The sequence below is a fragment of the Nocardioides sp. genome (genome assembly GCF_047606145.1).
In the GTDB taxonomy this organism is placed as follows: Bacteria; Actinomycetota; Actinomycetes; order Propionibacteriales; family Nocardioidaceae; genus Nocardioides.
Genome location: NZ_JASGET010000040.1, coordinates 24,996 through 41,639, shown reverse-complemented (window position 1 = coordinate 41,639; position 16,644 = coordinate 24,996). Strand labels below are relative to the sequence as shown.

Below are 16,644 nucleotides of genomic sequence, written 5' to 3'. Positions count from 1 at the left end.
GGCGTTGCCCGGACGTCCGGACAACGACGAGAACATTAGCGGACGGCCCGAGGGTTCAGGAAATCGGGGCCACCCGGTTGTACGCCGCCAGCCGCCAGCGCAGCTGGCGCTCGGAGGTGGGTGCCTCCTCGGTCAGTTCGATCCAGCCGCAGTTGGCCAGTGAGCCGAGTGTCGGAACGACCTCGGCCGGCCAGCCCACGATGTCGGGCACCGCGATCCGGAGCGCCGCGCCGTGGCCGACGAGCACGCCGGTCGCGCCGTCGTGCAGTCGGGCGAGCGCCTCGTGCACGACCGCGAGCATGCGTACGACGACCTGATCACGGTGCTCGCCGCCGTGCTCGCTGTGGTCGTAGGGACCGGGTCCGAAGCGGGCGATCGCCTCGGCGCCGGTCAACCCGGAGATCTCGCCGACGTGGATCTCCCGCAGCCGCTCGTCGTACGACGCCACCACGCCTGCGGCCTCGGCGACGATCTGTGCGGTCCGGGCCGCCCGGGCCAGGTCCGACCCGATCACGAACTCCGGCTGCAGCTCGGCGAGCCGGGCCGCCACTGCCTTCGCCTGCAGCACTCCGGCCTGGGAGAGCTCGATGTCGGCATGCCCCTGCCAGCGCCCGGCCGCGTTCCAGGCCGTCTCGCCGTGCCGCAGCAGGATCAGTCGGCGCACCCGGGCCGGCCTATCGCTCGTGCGAGACGACGTCGGCCGGCAGCGCGATCGTCGGGCAGTCGCGCCACAGCCGCTCGAGCGCGTAGAACTGCCGCTCCTCCTCGTGCTGCACGTGCACCACCACGTCGCCGTAGTCGAGCAGCACCCAGCGGGCCTCCTGCTGTCCCTCCCGGCGGATCGGCTTGGCGTCGAGCTCGCGCAGCCTCTCCTCGATCTCGTCGACGATCGAGGACACCTGGCGCTCGTTGGGCGCCGAGGCGAGCAGGAAGGCGTCGGTGATGGCCAGCTGGTCACTGACGTCGAACGCGGTGATCTGGGTGGCGAGCTTCTCCGAGGCCGCGCGGGCGGCGGTGACGACGAGCTCGAGCGCATGCTCGGTGGCGGTCATTGCCCATCCTGACTGGTCGGGGGCGATTGATAGAGGCGGTGCTTGCCGATGTACTGCACGACACCGTCGGGCACCAGATACCAGACCGGCTCACCGCGGCTGTGCCGCTCCCGGCAGTCGGTCGAGGAGATCGCCAGCGCCGGGATCTCCAGCATCGTGACCCGGTCGGAGGGGATCTTGGCGAGCACCTCGGGATCCATGGTGTAGCCCGGCCTGGTGCAGCCGACGAACTGGGCGTAGCGGAAGAGCTCGTCGGCACCGCGCCAGGTGAAGATCTCCGCCAGCGCGTCCGCGCCGGTGATGAAGAAGAGCTCCGCATCCGGCAGCGCCGCGCCCAGATCCCGCAGCGTGTCCATGGTGTAGGTCGGCCCGCCCCGATCGATGTCGACCCGGCTGACGGTGAAGTGCGGGTTCGCCGCGGTGGCGATCACCGTCATCAGGTAGCGGTGCTCGGCCGGCGAGACCGTCCGGTCGGCCTTCTGCCAGGGCGCGCCGGTCGGCACGAAGATGACCTCGTCGAGGTCGAAGTAGGACTGCACCTCGGAGGCGGCCACGAGGTGGCCGTGATGGATCGGGTCGAAGGTGCCACCCATCACCCCGACCCGGCGTGCGCCTGCCCTGCCGGCGGACCCGCCCCGATCGGACGAGCAGGGCGACCCGGCCGATCCGGGCTCAGGAGTGCTCGCGCCCACCGGCGAAGAGGAGCATGGCGAGCAGCGCGCCGAGGAGCACCGCCAGCGCGACCGCGCCGACGATCCAGTGGTTGACCTTCTCGGAGTGCTCGGCGGCCTCGGCACTCACCCGGGCGAGGAGAACAGACGACATAGACCGAAGGCTACAGCCCCGCCCGGCTCACTCACGCACCTGGCCGTCGCCGACCACGACGTACTTGGTGCTGGTCATCTCGGTCAGCCCCATCGGCCCGCGGGCGTGCAGCTTCTGGGTGCTGATCCCGATCTCGGCGCCGAAGCCGAACTCACCGCCGTCGGTGAAGCGGGTGCTGGCGTTGACCATCACCGCGGCCGAGTCGACGGCGGCGGTGAACCGGCGGGCCGCGGCCAGGTCCTCGGTGACGATCGCCTCGGTGTGTCCGCTGGACCAGCGCCGGATGTGCGCGATGGCCGCCTCGAGATCCGGTACGACGGCCGCGGCGATGTCCAGCGCCAGGTACTCCCGCTGGTAGTCCTCGTCGGTGGCCGGGACCACCCCGTCCAGCTCCGCGAAGCGAGAGTCGCCGTGGATGGTCACCCCGGCCCGCTGCAGCGCCGCCGAGACCCGCGGCAGGAACTCCCCGGCGACGTCGGTGTGCACCAGCAGCGACTCCGCGCTGTTGCACACCGAGGTCCGGTGGGTCTTGGAGTTGAGCACGATGGCGAGCGCCTTGTCGAGGTCGGCGGCGGCGTCGACATAGACGTGCACGTTGCCGACGCCGGTCTCGATCACCGGCACCGTCGACTCGGTGACCACGCTGTCGATCAGCCCCGCTCCCCCGCGCGGGATCAGCAGGTCGACCAGTCCCCGGGCCCGCATCAGTGCCTTGACGCTCTCGTGGGTCTCGCCCGGCACGAGCTGGATGGCGTCGGCCGGCAGGCCGCACGCCCGGGCGGCATCGCGCAGCACCGCCACGATCGCCGCGTTGCTGGCGCGTGCGCTGGAGGAGCCGCGCAGCAGCACCGCGTTGCCGGACTTCAGGCAGATCCCGGCGGCGTCGGCGGTCACGTTGGGGCGGGCCTCGTAGATCATCCCGATGACGCCGAACGGGACCCGGACCTGCCGGATCTCCAGGCCGTTGGCGACCAGGTTGCCGCGCACCACCTCCCCGACCGGGTCCGGCAGCGCGGCGACGTCGCGCAGCCCCGTCGCCATCCCCGCCAGTCGGTCCTGGTCGAGTCGCAGCCGGTCGATGATGTTGGTCGGCGTACCGTTCGCTCCCGCACGCGCCACGTCCTCGGCGTTGGCGTCCAGGATCTCCGCGGACCGCCCGGTCAGGGCGTCGGCCATCGCACCGAGCGCGGCATCCTTGGCCGCCCGGGTGGCCACGGCCAGCTCGTAGCTCGCCACCCGCGCCCGCAGCGCGACCTCGCGAACTGCCCCGGCGGCCCCGATCGCGGTCTCGGCATCGGCCTCAGTCATGGCACCAGCCTAGTCGGGCGGCGGCCCGGGAGGAGCGGCGGTTTCAGCGGCGGCCTGCCGGGAACGTGCCCTCTCGACCAGACAAGGCGCAGCCGACCCAGGGACGTGGCAATCGTGAGCTACAGCTTCGACAACTTCGCGCAGTACCTGATCGACATCGTCGACGGCGCCATCGACGCCACCATGCACCTCAACGGGTACGGCGGGAACAAGGACGACGGCTACTCCGGCGGCGACCCGCTGGTCCGGGTCGCACCACTCGGCGGCCGCTACGTGGGGAGCACGTTCGAGCCCGGCGGACGGGTGACCGATCCGACCGGGCAGTACGAGTCGTTCGTGCACTTCCGCCCCGAATGGCCCTTCGACGACATCCCCAGCATGCAGAACTACTACTGGAAACGGGTCAACGAACTGTTCGAGGACTGGTACCGGATCCCGGCACCGACCCCGCCCGGCGCGACGCCCGGCTTCGACGGCCCGATCGCTGGTGCCCGCACGGCCGCGAGCGCCCTGGCCTTCAGTGCCGACAAGGTGGAGACCCCCGGCAACGATCTCTTCGGCGGCGACCCGCAGCTCGGCTCGGCGCTGCAGAACCTCGACCAGGATCTCGACGGCATGGACGGCTATGCGATCCGGACCTTCAAGCTGCTCTACGCCGACCCGCTCGAGGACGTGACGGCGTCCCAGGAAGCCGTCGCGTGCGCGCTGTGGATCGCCGTCGTCGGGGAGCAGAAGGTCTGGGCCAAGGCCCGTCAGGGCATCGCCGACATCGCCGGGCAGGCCGCCGCGGCGATGAAGAGCGCCGATGGCCGCGGCGGCGGTGACCTGACCGTCCTACTGGACGTGATCGGCTCGGTCGCCGACGTCGCCGGCCTGATCCCCGGGGTGAGCGAGGGCGCCAAGGCGGTCTCGACCATCAACTCCGTGCTCAAGACCGCCTACAGCCATGTGCCCAAGAGCAAGCCGGAGCACCAGCCGCTCCAGGCCGGCGATCCCCTCGGGGTGCTGAGCAACGTCGCCCAGGCGATCGAGACGCTGAAGAGCCAGATCAGGGGCGAGGAGGACGGCATCCGCACCGCGATGACCACCGACCACGACACCATCACCGACGGCACCGAGCAGCGCAGCTTCTCCCTCGGCACGCCCCAGCTGCTCGGCGACACCACGGCGAGCGACTACCGGACCTCGAACGACCTGGAGATGAAGCTCTCCGGCCTGAAGTTCGTGGCCACCGAGATCATGCCCATCCTCAGTGGGGCCTATCGCTCCGCGGAGAAGGGTCTGGACGACATCAGCGGCAGCAGCGCCTGCTGGGCACGTCCCTCCGGGATCGGGATCGGCGCGACGGGGCCCTTCCCGGAGGTGAGCGGGCTCGCGTCGACCCTGGCCGGCTATCTCGCCGACAACGCCCGCAACATCGACGATGCCGCCTCGGTGCTGGAGATCGTCGGGCGCGACATCCACAAGAGCGACGTCGAGCTGCACAACGACCTGGAGGCGAACAGGCGACGCCTCGCCGGGCGCTGAGGCCACCGACGAGGGCCTCAGGCGTGCGTGGGGGAGGACTGGTCGGGCACCGGGGCGGCGAGATCGCCGGTCGCCGCGATGGCGCGCAGCTTGCGATGGGCTCTGGCCGCGACCGGGTTGGCGGTACGCCGTGCGGCCAGCTCGATCAGCGCGACCAGGTCGGCGCCGCCGGCCAGCGTCAGCATCGTCTCGTCGCTCGGGGTCGCCTCGCCCGCATGTCGCAGGCCGGCCTGCCGCCATCCCGTCAGCACCCCGGCGAGGTAGTCGGGCTGGCGGTCGAAGCGGACCAGGTTGCCGAGATCGGTGAACCGATGACCGGCGTGGCTGTACTCCCAGTCCACGACCGCCCGGACGGTGAGCGAGTCCGGGTCGAGGATGACGTTCTTCGGATTAAGGTCGCTGTGCACCAGGCAGACCCGCGGGTGCTCCGCCAACGTCTCGGCGACCTCGTCCACCACCTCGCGCAGCCGGCCCAGCTCGTCCGCGGCCAGGCCCAGCCGGTCGGCGTACCGCTCGAGCCAGTCGGGCAGCCACAGCTCGAACGGCTCGACGCGCAGGTCCGGGTCGAGGAAGGTCCCGGCGCGAAGCATCGGGATCCGCGACAGCGTGCCGGCGACCTCGCCGAGCGCCGCCCCGGCCGTATACCGGTCGTCACCGCCGAGCTCGGCCAGCAGCAGGTCCCCGCGGACGCCGTCGACGAACTCGGTGATCAGCATCGCCGGCGTACCGGTGGCCGGGTCCGCGAGCCGCACCTCGCGGACCTGCGGCACCGGCACCAGCCCGGCCACGAGTCGATGCAGCGAGGCCTGGATCTGCGCTGCCTGTGGGTTGTGCCGCGGACCGGCGAAGAGCCGCACCACGCTGCGCTCGCCGGCGAAGTCGGACAGGAACGTCTCCCCCGACCAACCACCCTCCAACGGGCGCAACGAGGGCTCGGAAGTCATGCGTGGTGCGTCTCGCTGCTCGGCGTTTCTTAGTTCTTGTGTTGGTTGATCTGGTCGGTGAGGGCGGGCAGGACGGTGTGGAGGTCGCCGACCACACCGAAGTCGACGAGTTCGAAGATGGGGGCCTCCTCGTCCTTGTTGACCGCCACGATGGTCTTGGAGGTCTGCATCCCGGCCCGGTGCTGGATGGCCCCGGAGATCCCGTTGGCCACATACAACTGCGGGCTCACAGTCTTCCCGGTCTGGCCGACCTGGAAGGTGTGCGGGATCCAACCCGAGTCCACCGCGGCACGCGAGGCACCCACCGCGGCACCCAACGCATCGGCCAACGCCTCGATCGGAGCGAAGTCACCCCCGGTCCCCCGACCCCCCGAGACCACGATCGCGGCCTCGGTCAACTCCGGCCGACCCGAGGCCGCCCGGGGCTGCGAGGCCACGATCTGCGCCGTCCTGGCCCCCTCGGAGATCTTCACCGCGACCTGCTCCACCACACCCGCACCCGGCGACTCCTGCGGTGTCGCCGAGTTCGGCTTGACGGTGATGATCGGGGTCCCCTTGACCACCGTGCCCGCCAGGGTGAAACCACCGGCGAACACCGACTGGGTCACCACCGCGGACCCCTCACCACCCGCGGTCACCTCGACCGCATCGGTGATCACCCCGGACTCCAGCTTGATCGCCAACCGGGCCGCGACCTCCTTGGTCTCCGCATTCGACGGCAACAAGATCGCCGCCAGATCCTTGTCGGCCGCCAGCTGAGCCAGCGCCTCGGCCTTCGGCGCCACCAGATAGCCCCTGATCTGCGCATCGTCGATCACATAGACCTTCTCCGCGCCGTAAGCCTTGACCGCCTCCGCGACCGCCCCCGCCTGATCCGGAGAACCGATGAAGACCGCTGCCGGCTCACCTAACCGCCCAGCGATCGTCAACAACTCATAGGTCGGCTTCTTCACCGCGCCGCCGACCTGGTCGACGAGAACCAGAACCTCAGACATATCCACGACCCCCTGGTCCTCAGATGAACTTCTTGCTCGCGAGGAAACCGGCCAGCGCCTTCGCGCCCGAGCCGTCCTCGTCCTTCACGATCTCCCCGGCCGTCCGTGGCGGCCGCGCCGTCACCTCCGCGACCTGGGTCCAGGCCGCCGCCAGACCGACCTGATCGGGCTCCACGCCCAGATCCGCCAACGACCAGGTCTGCATCGGCTTCTTCTTCGCCGCCATGATCCCCTTGAACGACGGATACCGGGCCTCACCGGACTGGTCGGTCACCGACAACACCAACGGCATCGTCCCACCGATCACCTCCGTCGCGGTGTCGCCGTCGCGCTTGATCCGGACCTGATCACCCTGGGTCTCGACCACCGAGGCCTGGGTCACCTGCGGAAGGCCCAACCGCTCGGCCAGCATCGCCGGCACCACCCCCATCATCGAGTCGGTACCCGCCAACCCACCGATCACCAAGTCCACCGGGGCTTCGGCACCGGCCTTCTCCACCGCCTTGGCCAACACCAACGAGGTCGCCACCGCGTCCGAGCCGGCAATCGCATCATCAACCACATGAATGCCCTGGTCCGCACCCATCTGCAACGCCTTACGCACCGCAGCCTCCGCTGCCTGCGGACCCACGGTCAACGCCGTCACCACGACCTCGTCGTCGGTGCGCTTCTCCTTGATCTGCAGCGCTTGCTCCACCGCATACTCATCCAACTCCGACAACAACCCGTCGACCTCGACCCGATCAACGGTGAAGTCATCCTCGAACTTCCGGTCCGCGGTCGCATCCGGGACATACTTCACAAGCACAACAATGTTCATGGCGTGTGGCCGGAACGGCCCCTCCTGCACTCGTCGTAGTTCGCTCGCGATGTTACGGGCCAGTCACTCGGCCGCGACACCCGAGGTGGGCGTTGAGAATCTCACATGGCTCGGGCTCGGCCCGGCCTCAGCGAGGGCGGATGATCCGGTCGAGGATCCGGCCGCCGATCAGCCAGCACAGCGCACCGATGCCCCAGTTGAACAGGGCGTTCTTGGTCGCCGCGTCCGGCGGGCTGAACTGTTTGATCCCGTTGTCGCGGGAGAACACCCCGAGATCGGCGACATCGGCCAGCTTCAAGACCTCCTTGACCAGGCCGTTGTCCTGGTTGGCCCCGAGCGCGATCAACAACGCGCCGACCGCCAGCACCAACGCAGCCAGCAGACACACCAGCCAGACGAGTCGTCCGAGGTAGGTGCGGATCGTGCGGACGGTCCTGCCGACCTCGATCCTGCCGCGGGACCTCCTCGCGGCCTTCTCCGACTTCTGCTGCGCCGGGGCTGACTGCGCCGCCGTGGGCCGCGATTCCTCGACCCGATCCGGATCGGCCTTCGCCTCGTCCGGTACGGCGTCCGCCTTCTCGTCGGTCGCTGGCTCGGCGGCCCGAGTCTCGTCCGGCTCGCTCACCTCGCCGCGCCGATCCTTGGCCGCATCATGGTCACCTGCCTTGATCATCATCGCCCCTTGAACGCTGCCTTGCCCGGTCCGTTCTCCACGAACGAGGTCATGCCGATGGCCCGATCCTCGGTCGCGAACAGCCCGGCGAACTGCTGCCGCTCGATGGCCAGCCCGGTCGCCAGATCGACCTCGAGACCATGGTCGATCGCCGCCTTGGCCGCTCGCAAGGCGTACGCCGCACCGGTGCGGAACGTCCTCGCCCACGCCCGTGCCGCCGGATAGACCTCCTCGGCGGGGACGACCCTGTCCACCAGTCCGATCGACAGCGCCTCCTCGGCCGGCACGAACCGGCCGGTGAAGATCAGGTCCTTGGCCTTGCTCGGGCCGACCAGCCGGGCCAGGCGCTGGGTCCCGCCGGCGCCCGGGATGATCCCCAGCAGGATCTCGGGCTGGCCGAAGGTGGCGTCCTCGGCGGCGATCCGCACGTCGGCGGCGAGCGCAAGCTCGCAGCCGCCACCGAGCGCATAGCCGGTCACCGCGGCGACGACCGGCTTCGGGATCTGCGCGACGGCCGTGACCGCCTGCTGCACCGAATCCGCGAGATCGACCATGTCGGTGTAGGAGAGGTCGGCCATCTCCTTGACGTCGTTGCCGGCGGCGAAGAGTCGCTCGCCGCCGTACAGCACGACCGCCCGGATGTCCTCGCGGCTGCTGGCCTCCGCCGCGGCCTCGCGCAGCTCGGCCTGGACCTGCGTGTTGATCGCATTCATCTTCGGCCGGTCCAACCGCAACGTGGCGACGCCGTCGTCGACCTCGAGCCGCACGAACTCCATGGCTTCCCTCCCTGAATCGTGAGCGGCGGCAGCCCCCGCTCACGATCGCGTGGCGAACTGTTACAGGGGTCACGTTACTGGCTGGTTACCAGGGTGAACGCCCGGGTGCTTCGGGGGTTATGCCCTGCCTCGGGGCGAACATCGGAAAGAATGCCGCCCGTGAGCGCGCAGATGTGGAACGAACTGGGTGAGCGAGCCCGCGTGTGGCCCGGGCGCAACTGGCCGCTGGGCGCGACCTGGACGCCGGAGTCGACCAACTTCGCGGTCTACGCGCCGAACGCGACGGCCGTCTGGCTCTGCCTGTTCGACGAGGACGACCAGGAGACCCGGCACCGACTCGCCGAGCCGTCCCAGGGGATCTGGCACGGCGCGATCCCCCGGATCGCGCCGGGTCAGCGCTACGGCTACCGGGCCGACGGGCCGTGGGCCCCTGCCCAGGGGCTGCGGTTCAACGTGCACAAACTGCTGTTGGACCCCTATGCGCTCGCGACATCCGGGACGATCCGCAACGACCCCGCGCTGTTCGGCTACGACTGGAACGATCCGACAGCCGCCTCGAGCCTGGACTCCGCGCCGATCACCGGCCGCAGCGTGGTGGTCGATCCCCGGTTCGACTGGGCCGGCGACGCGCCGATGCGGACCCGCTGGCGCGACACCGTCATCTACGAGTTGCACGTCAAGGGCTTCACCGAGCTCCACGACCGGGTCCCCGAGCCGCTGCGCGGCACGTACGCCGGGCTGGCGACACCCCACGTGGTCGACTACCTGCGCGATCTCGGGGTCACCGCCGTCGAGCTGTTGCCGGTCCACCAGTTCTTCTCCGAGCCGTCGCTCCTGGAGCGCGGGAAGGTCAACTACTGGGGCTACAACACCGTCTCCTACTTCTCCCCCGACGCCGGCTACTCCTCCTCGGGCGACCGCGGCGAGCAGGTGCGCGAGTTCAAGGAGATGGTCAAGGCGCTGCACGCCGGCGGCCTCGAGGTGATCCTCGACGTCGTCTACAACCACACCGCCGAGGCCGGGCCCCTCGGCCCGACGATCTCCTTCCGCGGGCTCGACGACCGTGGCTTCTACAAGCGGGTCCCCAGCGCCGACGGCTTCGACGACACCTACTGGGACGTCACCGGCTGCGGCAACACCGTCAACACCTGGAACGATCTCGCGCTGCGCCTGATCCTGGACTCACTGCGCTACTGGGTCACCGACATGCACGTCGACGGGTTCCGCTTCGACCTGACCTCGGCGCTGACCCGGACCGGCACCGAGATCGACTTCCACTGCGCCCTGCTGATCGCCATCGGCCAGGATCCGATCCTGCGCCACGTCAAGCTGATCGCCGAACCGTGGGACACCTCCATGGACGGCTATCTGGTGGGCCGGATGCCACCGCCGTGGGTGGAATGGAACGACCAGTACCGAGACACCATCCGAGACTTCTGGCGGGGCCGGTCGGACGGCGTACGGACGGTGGCGACGCGGATCGCCGGCTCCTCGGACCTGTACGCCGACGACGGTCGGTCGGCGTACAACTCGGCGAACTTCATCACCGCGCACGACGGTTTCACCGTCCGCGACCTGGTCTCCTATGCCGCCAAGCACAACGAGGCCAACGGCGAAGGAAACCGGGACGGCAGCGACAACAACCGGTCCGACAACTATGGCGTCGAGGGTGAGACCGACGACGCCGCCATCGTGGCGCTGCGGCGACGTCAGGCGGCCAACCTGATGCTCACGGTGTGCCTGTCGAACGGGGTCCCGATGATCACCGCCGGCGACGAGCGAGGCCGGACCCAGCGCGGCAACAACAACGCCTACTGCCAGGACAACGAGATCTCCTGGATCGACTGGCGCCCCGACGACGCCTGGCTCGACGTCTACGAGCTGACCAAGACCGCGCTCCGGCTCCGGCGCGATCACCCGGCGCTGCGGCAGCGGCACTGGTTCGAGGGGACCCCGACCATCGTCGGCGGGCCCAAGGACCTGGCCTGGCTCCACCCGGACGGCCGGGAGATGAACGACGGCGACTGGGCCGACGCCGGTCTGCGGACGCTCGGCGTCTTCATGTCCGGTCACCCGCTGCGCGAGCCCGGCCCGCACGGCGAACAGCTGGTCGACGCCTCGTTCGTGATGTGGTTCAACGCCTCGGCCGAGCCGGTGCCGATCACGCTGCCGACTAACGACTGGGTGCAGGCCGGCGACGTGGTGATCTCCACCGACCCGGCCCTGCCGGCCGCCACCGCGGTGCACGCCGGCCAGCAGCTGGTCCTCGGCGCGCGCACGGTGGTGGTCATCCAGGCGTACTGACAGGCGCACGGAGCTGCAACGCCGGGTGGCGGTGCGGCGTCCTCCGGGTATGGGTCACCCCGGTATGGACAGTCACCGTCGCCTGCACGCATCGCTCGCAGCGCTCCTGGTCGGGACCGTCACGGCTGTCACCGGCTGCGTCGCCCCCGGGTCCTCGGTCGAGGCGGCGTCGTCGCCCACGACCGCCGGCAACGTCCGAACGGCCCGAACAACGGCGGCGCGGCTGGTGCGCGACTTCCCGCTGCCCACCGGATCGACCCGCATCGTCCGACCACGGGGCGCGCCGAGGGGCTACTTCGACGCCACTCGAGCCGGACTGGTCCGGCAGCGCTGGTGGTCGGTACCGCTGAGGCGAGCCGCGCTGGAGCGATGGCTGCGCCGGAACCGGCCGGACGGCCTGCGAGTCGAGGGCGGCATCCCCTCCGGCCAGACGACGTCGTCGTCCGGCACCCTCCTCGAGGCCTGGTACGACGGCCGCGACACCACCGCGTACGCCGCGCCGCAGCTCCATCTGGGGTACGTGGCCCGGGGCGACCACACGCTGGTGTGGCTCGACGACTTCGTCGATCCTCGGCGCGCCCGTCACCGGGTGGTTCCGGTGTCCAGCGACCGGGTCACCATCCGCCGGGTCTCGATCCCGGCCGACTCGCCCCGGCGGCGCCGGGTGGCCACCGCCACCATCACGGAGCCCGCGACGGTCCGTCGCCTGGTCCGGCGCTTCGACGCCCTCCCCGGGGCCACCGTGGTGGCGGTGGTGCGCGGCTGCCCGATGATGCGGGTCTCGCAGACCTACCGGCTCCGCTTCACCGGCCCCGATGGGGTCTACACCGTGACGGGAGGATCGGGCTGCGACCCGTCCCTCACGCTGCGGCGGCATGGGTCCGTCGTCGGTCCCCGGATCGATGCCGGCTCGCGATTCTTCTCTCGGGTCGACCGGCTGCTGGCGTGACAGCACGCGGGTCCGCGGAGCCGTCGAGCCGCACGGCTCTCGCGGAGCTGTAACACCTCGACACTTCATGGGTGAAGATGTGGCTCACACACTCCTGGAGGAACCGGTGCACACCCCGCGGTGGACAGAGGAGCATTCCCGCACGATCGCGGCCGCCGCGCCGCCGGTCCCGGACGTCTCGCAGCAGGAGCTCGACCTGATCTGGTGCGGGGTTCGAGACCGGATGCCCACTGCCAAGGCGCGGCGTCGGCGGCGGGCTCGCCTGGTCGTCGGTGGCGTGATCGCCGCCGTGACCATGACGCTCGGCGGAGTCGCCGCTGCGGGAGTGATCTCCGCCCACACCGGGCGCTACCCTTCCGACGCGGAGGATCTCAGGCTGGGCGGCCCCGGCGAGTACCTGGATCCGGCCGCTCCCGACTTCGGCGACGTGGTCGACCAGGAGACCACCGACATCCCCTTCCCGAGCGACAAGGCACGGCGCATCTCGCGGCAGGATCTGGTCCAGGACGGTCAACGAGAACCGATCGGCACGTCGACCGAGTCGACCGGAGCGATGCGCTTCTGGACCGCCCAGGCAGCCGTCTGCGCCTGGGCGAACGAATGGGTTGCCGCTGGCGCGGCGGGCGACACCTCCGCCAAGGAGACCGCCGCGAAGATGCTCGAGGAGGCGCCGTCGTGGTCGGCGGTCACCGCCATCGACGCCAAGCAGACGATGCGGACGGTACGGGTCAAGGTCACCTACCGAGCAGGCGGAAGGATCACGAAGAGCTCCATCCTCGGCCAGGACGGCACGCCCGACAAGGTTCTGCGCCGGGTCGGAGGCAAGCGGGTCACCCGCATGGAGACAGAACGGATCGGCAGCGTCGCGGGCTACTTCCCGCTGCTCCGCAAGGCCGCGCTCAGCGACGACGCCGCCGAGATGGGCTCGGTGCTCGCCGACGAAGGCACCTGCGATCCCGATCTGATGCCGGACTTCCCGCAGGCGGTGCCGTCGGATCTCCCGTCGAATCCGCTGAAGCACTGAGATGGCGCGCACCATCGCCGCATCGGAGTTCGAGCAGCTCTACCGGGCGACCGCGACCGAGGTTCTCGGCTACGTCCGGCGGCGCGGTGCTCTCGACGCCGAGGACCTGGTCGCCGAGGTGTACGCGATCGCCTGGCGCCGCCGCGCGGATCTGCCGTCGGCGCTGCTGCGCCGAGCCTGGCTCTTCGGTACGGCGCGTCGGCTGCTTCTCACCGATGCCCGGAGGCGGGATCGGGAGAAGGAGGTCGGCGAAGACGCCGCGGCACGGCCCGACCCGGCGCCGGACGCCGAGCGCGAGCACACCTGTGGCGTGGTGACCGCCGCGCTGGGCCGCCTCCGACCCGACGACCGCGAGCTGATCCAGCTGGTCGAGTGGGAGCGCATGACCACGGCCGAGGTCTCGGTCGTACTCGGCATCCGACCGGGTACGGCGCGCGTACGCCTGCACCGCATCCGGCGGGCCCTGGCCGCGGACCCGGAGTTGCGAGACCTCGTCGCGGGGCGCTCGGGCGTGAGCTCCGCGGCCGCCTCCCACTCGGCGCAGCCCTAGGGCGAACCGGTCGGGCCACCGCGGCCGCCAGCTCCGGCGGGCGGCAACCAAATCGGCCACCGGCGTGTCTCCCCCCATGCCGGACGCACCCTGGCGTCCCTTGTGAAGGAGCGATCATGCGACGCAGAACCACCACCATGCTCGGGCTCGTGGCGGCAACGTCCCTGCTGACGGCCTGCGGCTCCGGTGCCACCGATGCCGGCGCCCCCGCGTCGGGCGGCAGCACCGGTACGACGACCACTCCCACCCAGTCGACCACCCAGTCGACCACCCCGACGCCCTCGGACGCGGCGGACGTGAACGCCCTGGACTTCCCCTCCGGCACCGCTCGTCAGTTCGGCAAGAACACGGGAGCCTGGGATCTCGTGCTGCGCGACGTCCGCGTCAGCGAGCACGACGGCTTCGACCGGGTGGTGGTCGAGTTCAAGGGCACCGGCACTCCGGGCTGGAGCGCGCGGTACGTCAAGACGCCGAGAGCCGACGGCAGCGGCGAGGTCGTCGACGTCGACGGCGACCACGTCCTCGAGGTCAGCATCTCCGGCGTGACCATCCGCAAGGGGTACCCCAAGACCGCCGAGGACTTCTTCCACGGCGCCCGGCACTTCGCACCCGAGCACGGCGGAGACATCGAGGACCTCAACGTCGGCGGCGTCTTCGAGGGCTACAGCCAGCTGTTCCTGGGCATCGACGGCGACAAGGCCCCGTTCCGGGTCTTCGCGCTCACCAACCCGTCCCGCCTCGTCGTCGACGTGAAGGACGACTAGACAGGACGACGTGCCGATCCTCCGGCGCCCAGTCAACGGACGCCGTACCGATCAGTGCTTCGACCGATGCGCCTTGCCGCGGTGCCGGGCCTTGACGGTGATCCGGATGTTGTTGGTGTGATGGCGCCGGGCCGTGTCGACGAACATCAGCGTGAAGCCGTGCTTGCCGGCGTGAAGATGCTTGGTCGTGATCTTGAGCGTGGCCCTGCCCGCGGCATTGGCGTGTGCGCGCAGCACGAGCTTGCCGCGGGCATTGCGCACCACGATGGTCGAGCCGGCCTTGAGGCCGGCCAGCGTGACGGCGGCCTTGTGCCCGGCCATGACGGTGGCCGTGACCTTGACCCGGACCTTCTTCGCCGCGGCACTGGCCAACTCCGCCGCCGTGGTCGGGGTCTGGTCCGGAGCGGCGGTGACGGTGCCGTCCTCGACCTCCGTCGAGGTGGTCGAGTCCTCCTGGTGCGGCAGGGACTGGGTCGCGCCCGGCAGCGCCGGCATCGGCTGCGTCGACGCCGCCAGCTGGGCCTCGTAGTTGGCCTCGCGGGTCTCGGAGTCGAACTCGGTGTCCGTCGGCGCATCCTGCGCCTCCGTCTGGAAGGCACCGGCGAGGTCGTCGAAGGTCGCGCGACGCCAGTCGGTGATCGCCTCGAACCTCACCGCCCCGTTTCCGGAGAGGCCACCGGCCGCGGTGATCTCCTCGATGAGCCGCAGCGGCGAGGTGTGGTCGGAGACCTGGGAGTAGATGTGACCGCCGACGGTCCAGGGCGAGACGATGAGGCACGGCACCCGGAACCCCGCGCCGACCGGCAGACCTCCACCGGGCGTGCCCTTGGGTGAGGACAGCGAGACGTACTCCTCGGGGTACTCGTCGGCCGAGGGCACCGGCGGCGGCACGTGGTCGAAGAACCCGTCGTTCTCGTCGTAGTTGATGATGAAGACCGTGGAGTTCCACAGCTGCTCGTTGGCGGCGAGCGCCTCGAGCTTCGAGGCCAGGAAGTAGGCGCCCGCGGCCGGTGTGTTCGGCGGGTGCTCGTCGGAGGCGTACGGACCGTCGGGGAAGAGCCACGACACGTCGGCGAGGGTGCCGTTGGCGCAGTCCTCCTCGAACCCGAGATACGCCGTGGTCGCCAGGGTCGGGTTCAACGGGTCGCCCACGCCGCCGTTCCCGTCCCCGAAGAGGGTCCCGTTGACCATGATCCGGTTGTAGAGCTCATCGGGGACCAGCCCCTTGCTCTTGAACTTCGCCCACCAGGAGAAGTAGTTGTACGAGCCGGAGCTGGTGTAGGTCTTGACCGTGTAGCCGCCCTCGTAGAGCACCTCGGCCGCAGACTTCCACTGCAACGTGTTGGGGGCCACCGTCTCGAGGATCGGGCCACCGAGCTCGCCCTGCGGGTCGTTGGTGCCCGACATCCAGATCGCGCGGTTCGGGTAGGTCGGACCCATCACCGAGCAGTGGTAGTTGTCCAACAGGGTGAAGTTCTCCGCCAGTGCCCAGTGGAACGGGATGTCGGCCTTCTTCATGTAGCCCATCGTGTAGGAGCCCTTGGTGGCCCCGTCCGCGGCGATGTGGGCGTGCAGCCAACCGTCCATCGCGCCGTCGTTCCAGGACGCATGCTGGTCACGCCAATCGTGGGTGAGCGACGGGATCGCGGCCGCGCCGGTGGTGGCGGTGTCCATGTGGAAGGGCTCCAGGTAGCCATCCGGGTTCGCCGAGTCGGGCTGTTGGAAGACCGAGTTGCCGTTGGCCAGGACCATCGCCGTCGGGTCGTCGAATCCACGCACGCCGGGGAACGTCCCGAAGTAGTGGTCGAACGACCGGTTCTCCTGCATCACGTACACCACGTGCTTGATCTGCGCGAGGTCGAAGTCGGTCGGCTCGGCCGCCGCCGCGGCCGCAGCGAGCTGTTTCGGCAGTACGCCGGACATGCCGGCCATGCCCGCGACCGCAGCCGCTCCGGCGACCATGGTGCGCCGGGAGACGCGCACCGAGCCGAGCCGGGGTCCGTCGGTCCTCCCGGGACCGTCGGGGTTGTCGGGGTTGGCGGGGTTGGCGGGGTTGTCTGCGTGGTGCGGGTCCTCGGGGTTGGCGGGATCGACTGCCTGATCCGTCATGGCGCTTCTCTCGTTCGGTGTGGT

General features: G+C 70.1%; 17 protein-coding genes. 6 read left to right on the top strand and 11 right to left on the bottom strand.

The window, feature by feature from the left end:
* Positions 1-55: 55 nt before the first annotated feature.
* The 5 genes from QM638_RS05965 to QM638_RS05945 are packed head-to-tail and all read right to left on the bottom strand — an operon-like array spanning position 56 to position 3,185.
* On the bottom strand, positions 56-664 hold the full coding sequence (locus tag QM638_RS05965) for a histidine phosphatase family protein (protein ID WP_415141034.1): 609 nt from the start codon (positions 662-664) through the stop codon (positions 56-58).
* Positions 665-674: 10 nt separating this feature from the next.
* Positions 675-1,052: a ribosome silencing factor gene (rsfS, locus tag QM638_RS05960; protein WP_415141033.1), complete on the bottom strand. Its 378-nt coding sequence runs from the start codon at positions 1,050-1,052 to the stop codon at positions 675-677.
* Positions 1,049-1,744 carry a nicotinate-nucleotide adenylyltransferase gene (gene nadD, locus QM638_RS05955; RefSeq protein ID WP_415141032.1) on the bottom strand — a complete coding sequence of 232 codons (696 nt, stop codon included), beginning with the start codon at positions 1,742-1,744 and terminating at the stop codon, positions 1,049-1,051. The genes rsfS and nadD overlap by 4 nt, the downstream gene beginning before the upstream one ends.
* Positions 1,725-1,877, bottom strand: coding sequence for a hypothetical protein (locus QM638_RS05950; RefSeq protein ID WP_415141031.1), 153 nt, complete (start codon positions 1,875-1,877; stop codon positions 1,725-1,727). Before QM638_RS05950 ends, nadD begins: the two co-directional genes overlap by 20 nt.
* Before the next feature lie 27 nt (positions 1,878-1,904).
* Complete coding sequence (locus tag QM638_RS05945; protein ID WP_415141030.1) at positions 1,905-3,185, bottom strand: glutamate-5-semialdehyde dehydrogenase; 1,281 nt, start codon at positions 3,183-3,185, stop codon at positions 1,905-1,907.
* Positions 3,186-3,299: 114 nt separating this feature from the next.
* On the opposite strand from QM638_RS05945, the gene QM638_RS05940 reads away from it, so the two are divergent.
* Positions 3,300-4,712: a hypothetical protein gene (locus QM638_RS05940; protein WP_415141029.1), complete on the top strand. Its 1,413-nt coding sequence runs from the start codon at positions 3,300-3,302 to the stop codon at positions 4,710-4,712.
* A 17-nt stretch (positions 4,713-4,729) separates the two neighbouring features.
* On the opposite strand, the gene QM638_RS05935 is transcribed toward QM638_RS05940, so the two are convergent.
* From QM638_RS05935 to QM638_RS05915, 5 genes are all read right to left on the bottom strand, one after another.
* Complete coding sequence (locus QM638_RS05935) at positions 4,730-5,656, bottom strand: phosphotransferase family protein (RefSeq protein WP_415141028.1); 927 nt, start codon at positions 5,654-5,656, stop codon at positions 4,730-4,732.
* A gap of 29 nt (positions 5,657-5,685) precedes the next feature.
* Positions 5,686-6,651, bottom strand: a complete 966-nt coding sequence (locus QM638_RS05930; RefSeq protein WP_415141027.1) for an electron transfer flavoprotein subunit alpha/FixB family protein — start codon at positions 6,649-6,651, stop codon at positions 5,686-5,688.
* Positions 6,652-6,670: 19 nt separating this feature from the next.
* Positions 6,671-7,459 (bottom strand): electron transfer flavoprotein subunit beta/FixA family protein, encoded by a 789-nt coding sequence (locus tag QM638_RS05925; RefSeq protein ID WP_415141026.1) that lies wholly within the window; start codon positions 7,457-7,459, stop codon positions 6,671-6,673.
* Positions 7,460-7,598: 139 nt separating this feature from the next.
* On the bottom strand, positions 7,599-8,144 hold the full coding sequence (locus QM638_RS05920; protein WP_415141025.1) for a hypothetical protein: 546 nt from the start codon (positions 8,142-8,144) through the stop codon (positions 7,599-7,601).
* Positions 8,144-8,920, bottom strand: a complete 777-nt coding sequence (locus QM638_RS05915) for an enoyl-CoA hydratase/isomerase family protein (protein ID WP_415141024.1) — start codon at positions 8,918-8,920, stop codon at positions 8,144-8,146. The genes QM638_RS05920 and QM638_RS05915 overlap by 1 nt, the downstream gene beginning before the upstream one ends.
* A 159-nt stretch (positions 8,921-9,079) precedes the next feature.
* Between QM638_RS05915 and glgX the strand changes: the two genes are divergently transcribed.
* From glgX to QM638_RS05890, 5 genes are all read left to right on the top strand, one after another.
* Positions 9,080-11,224, top strand: coding sequence for a glycogen debranching protein GlgX (glgX, locus tag QM638_RS05910; RefSeq protein ID WP_415141023.1), 2,145 nt, complete (start codon positions 9,080-9,082; stop codon positions 11,222-11,224).
* 226 nt (positions 11,225-11,450) lie between these two features.
* Positions 11,451-12,173 carry a hypothetical protein gene (locus tag QM638_RS05905; protein WP_415141022.1) on the top strand — a complete coding sequence of 241 codons (723 nt, stop codon included), beginning with the start codon at positions 11,451-11,453 and terminating at the stop codon, positions 12,171-12,173.
* Positions 12,174-12,252: 79 nt separating this feature from the next.
* Positions 12,253-13,197 (top strand): hypothetical protein, encoded by a 945-nt coding sequence (locus tag QM638_RS05900; RefSeq protein ID WP_415141020.1) that lies wholly within the window; start codon positions 12,253-12,255, stop codon positions 13,195-13,197.
* A 1-nt stretch (position 13,198) separates the two neighbouring features.
* Complete coding sequence (locus tag QM638_RS05895; protein WP_415141019.1) at positions 13,199-13,747, top strand: RNA polymerase sigma factor; 549 nt, start codon at positions 13,199-13,201, stop codon at positions 13,745-13,747.
* A 116-nt stretch (positions 13,748-13,863) separates the two neighbouring features.
* Positions 13,864-14,511 (top strand): hypothetical protein, encoded by a 648-nt coding sequence (locus QM638_RS05890; protein ID WP_415141018.1) that lies wholly within the window; start codon positions 13,864-13,866, stop codon positions 14,509-14,511.
* A gap of 51 nt (positions 14,512-14,562) precedes the next feature.
* Here QM638_RS05890 and QM638_RS05885 read toward each other — a convergent pair whose 3' ends face one another.
* Positions 14,563-16,620 (bottom strand): alkaline phosphatase family protein, encoded by a 2,058-nt coding sequence (locus QM638_RS05885; protein WP_415141017.1) that lies wholly within the window; start codon positions 16,618-16,620, stop codon positions 14,563-14,565.
* Between the last annotated feature and the right edge of the window lie 24 nt (positions 16,621-16,644).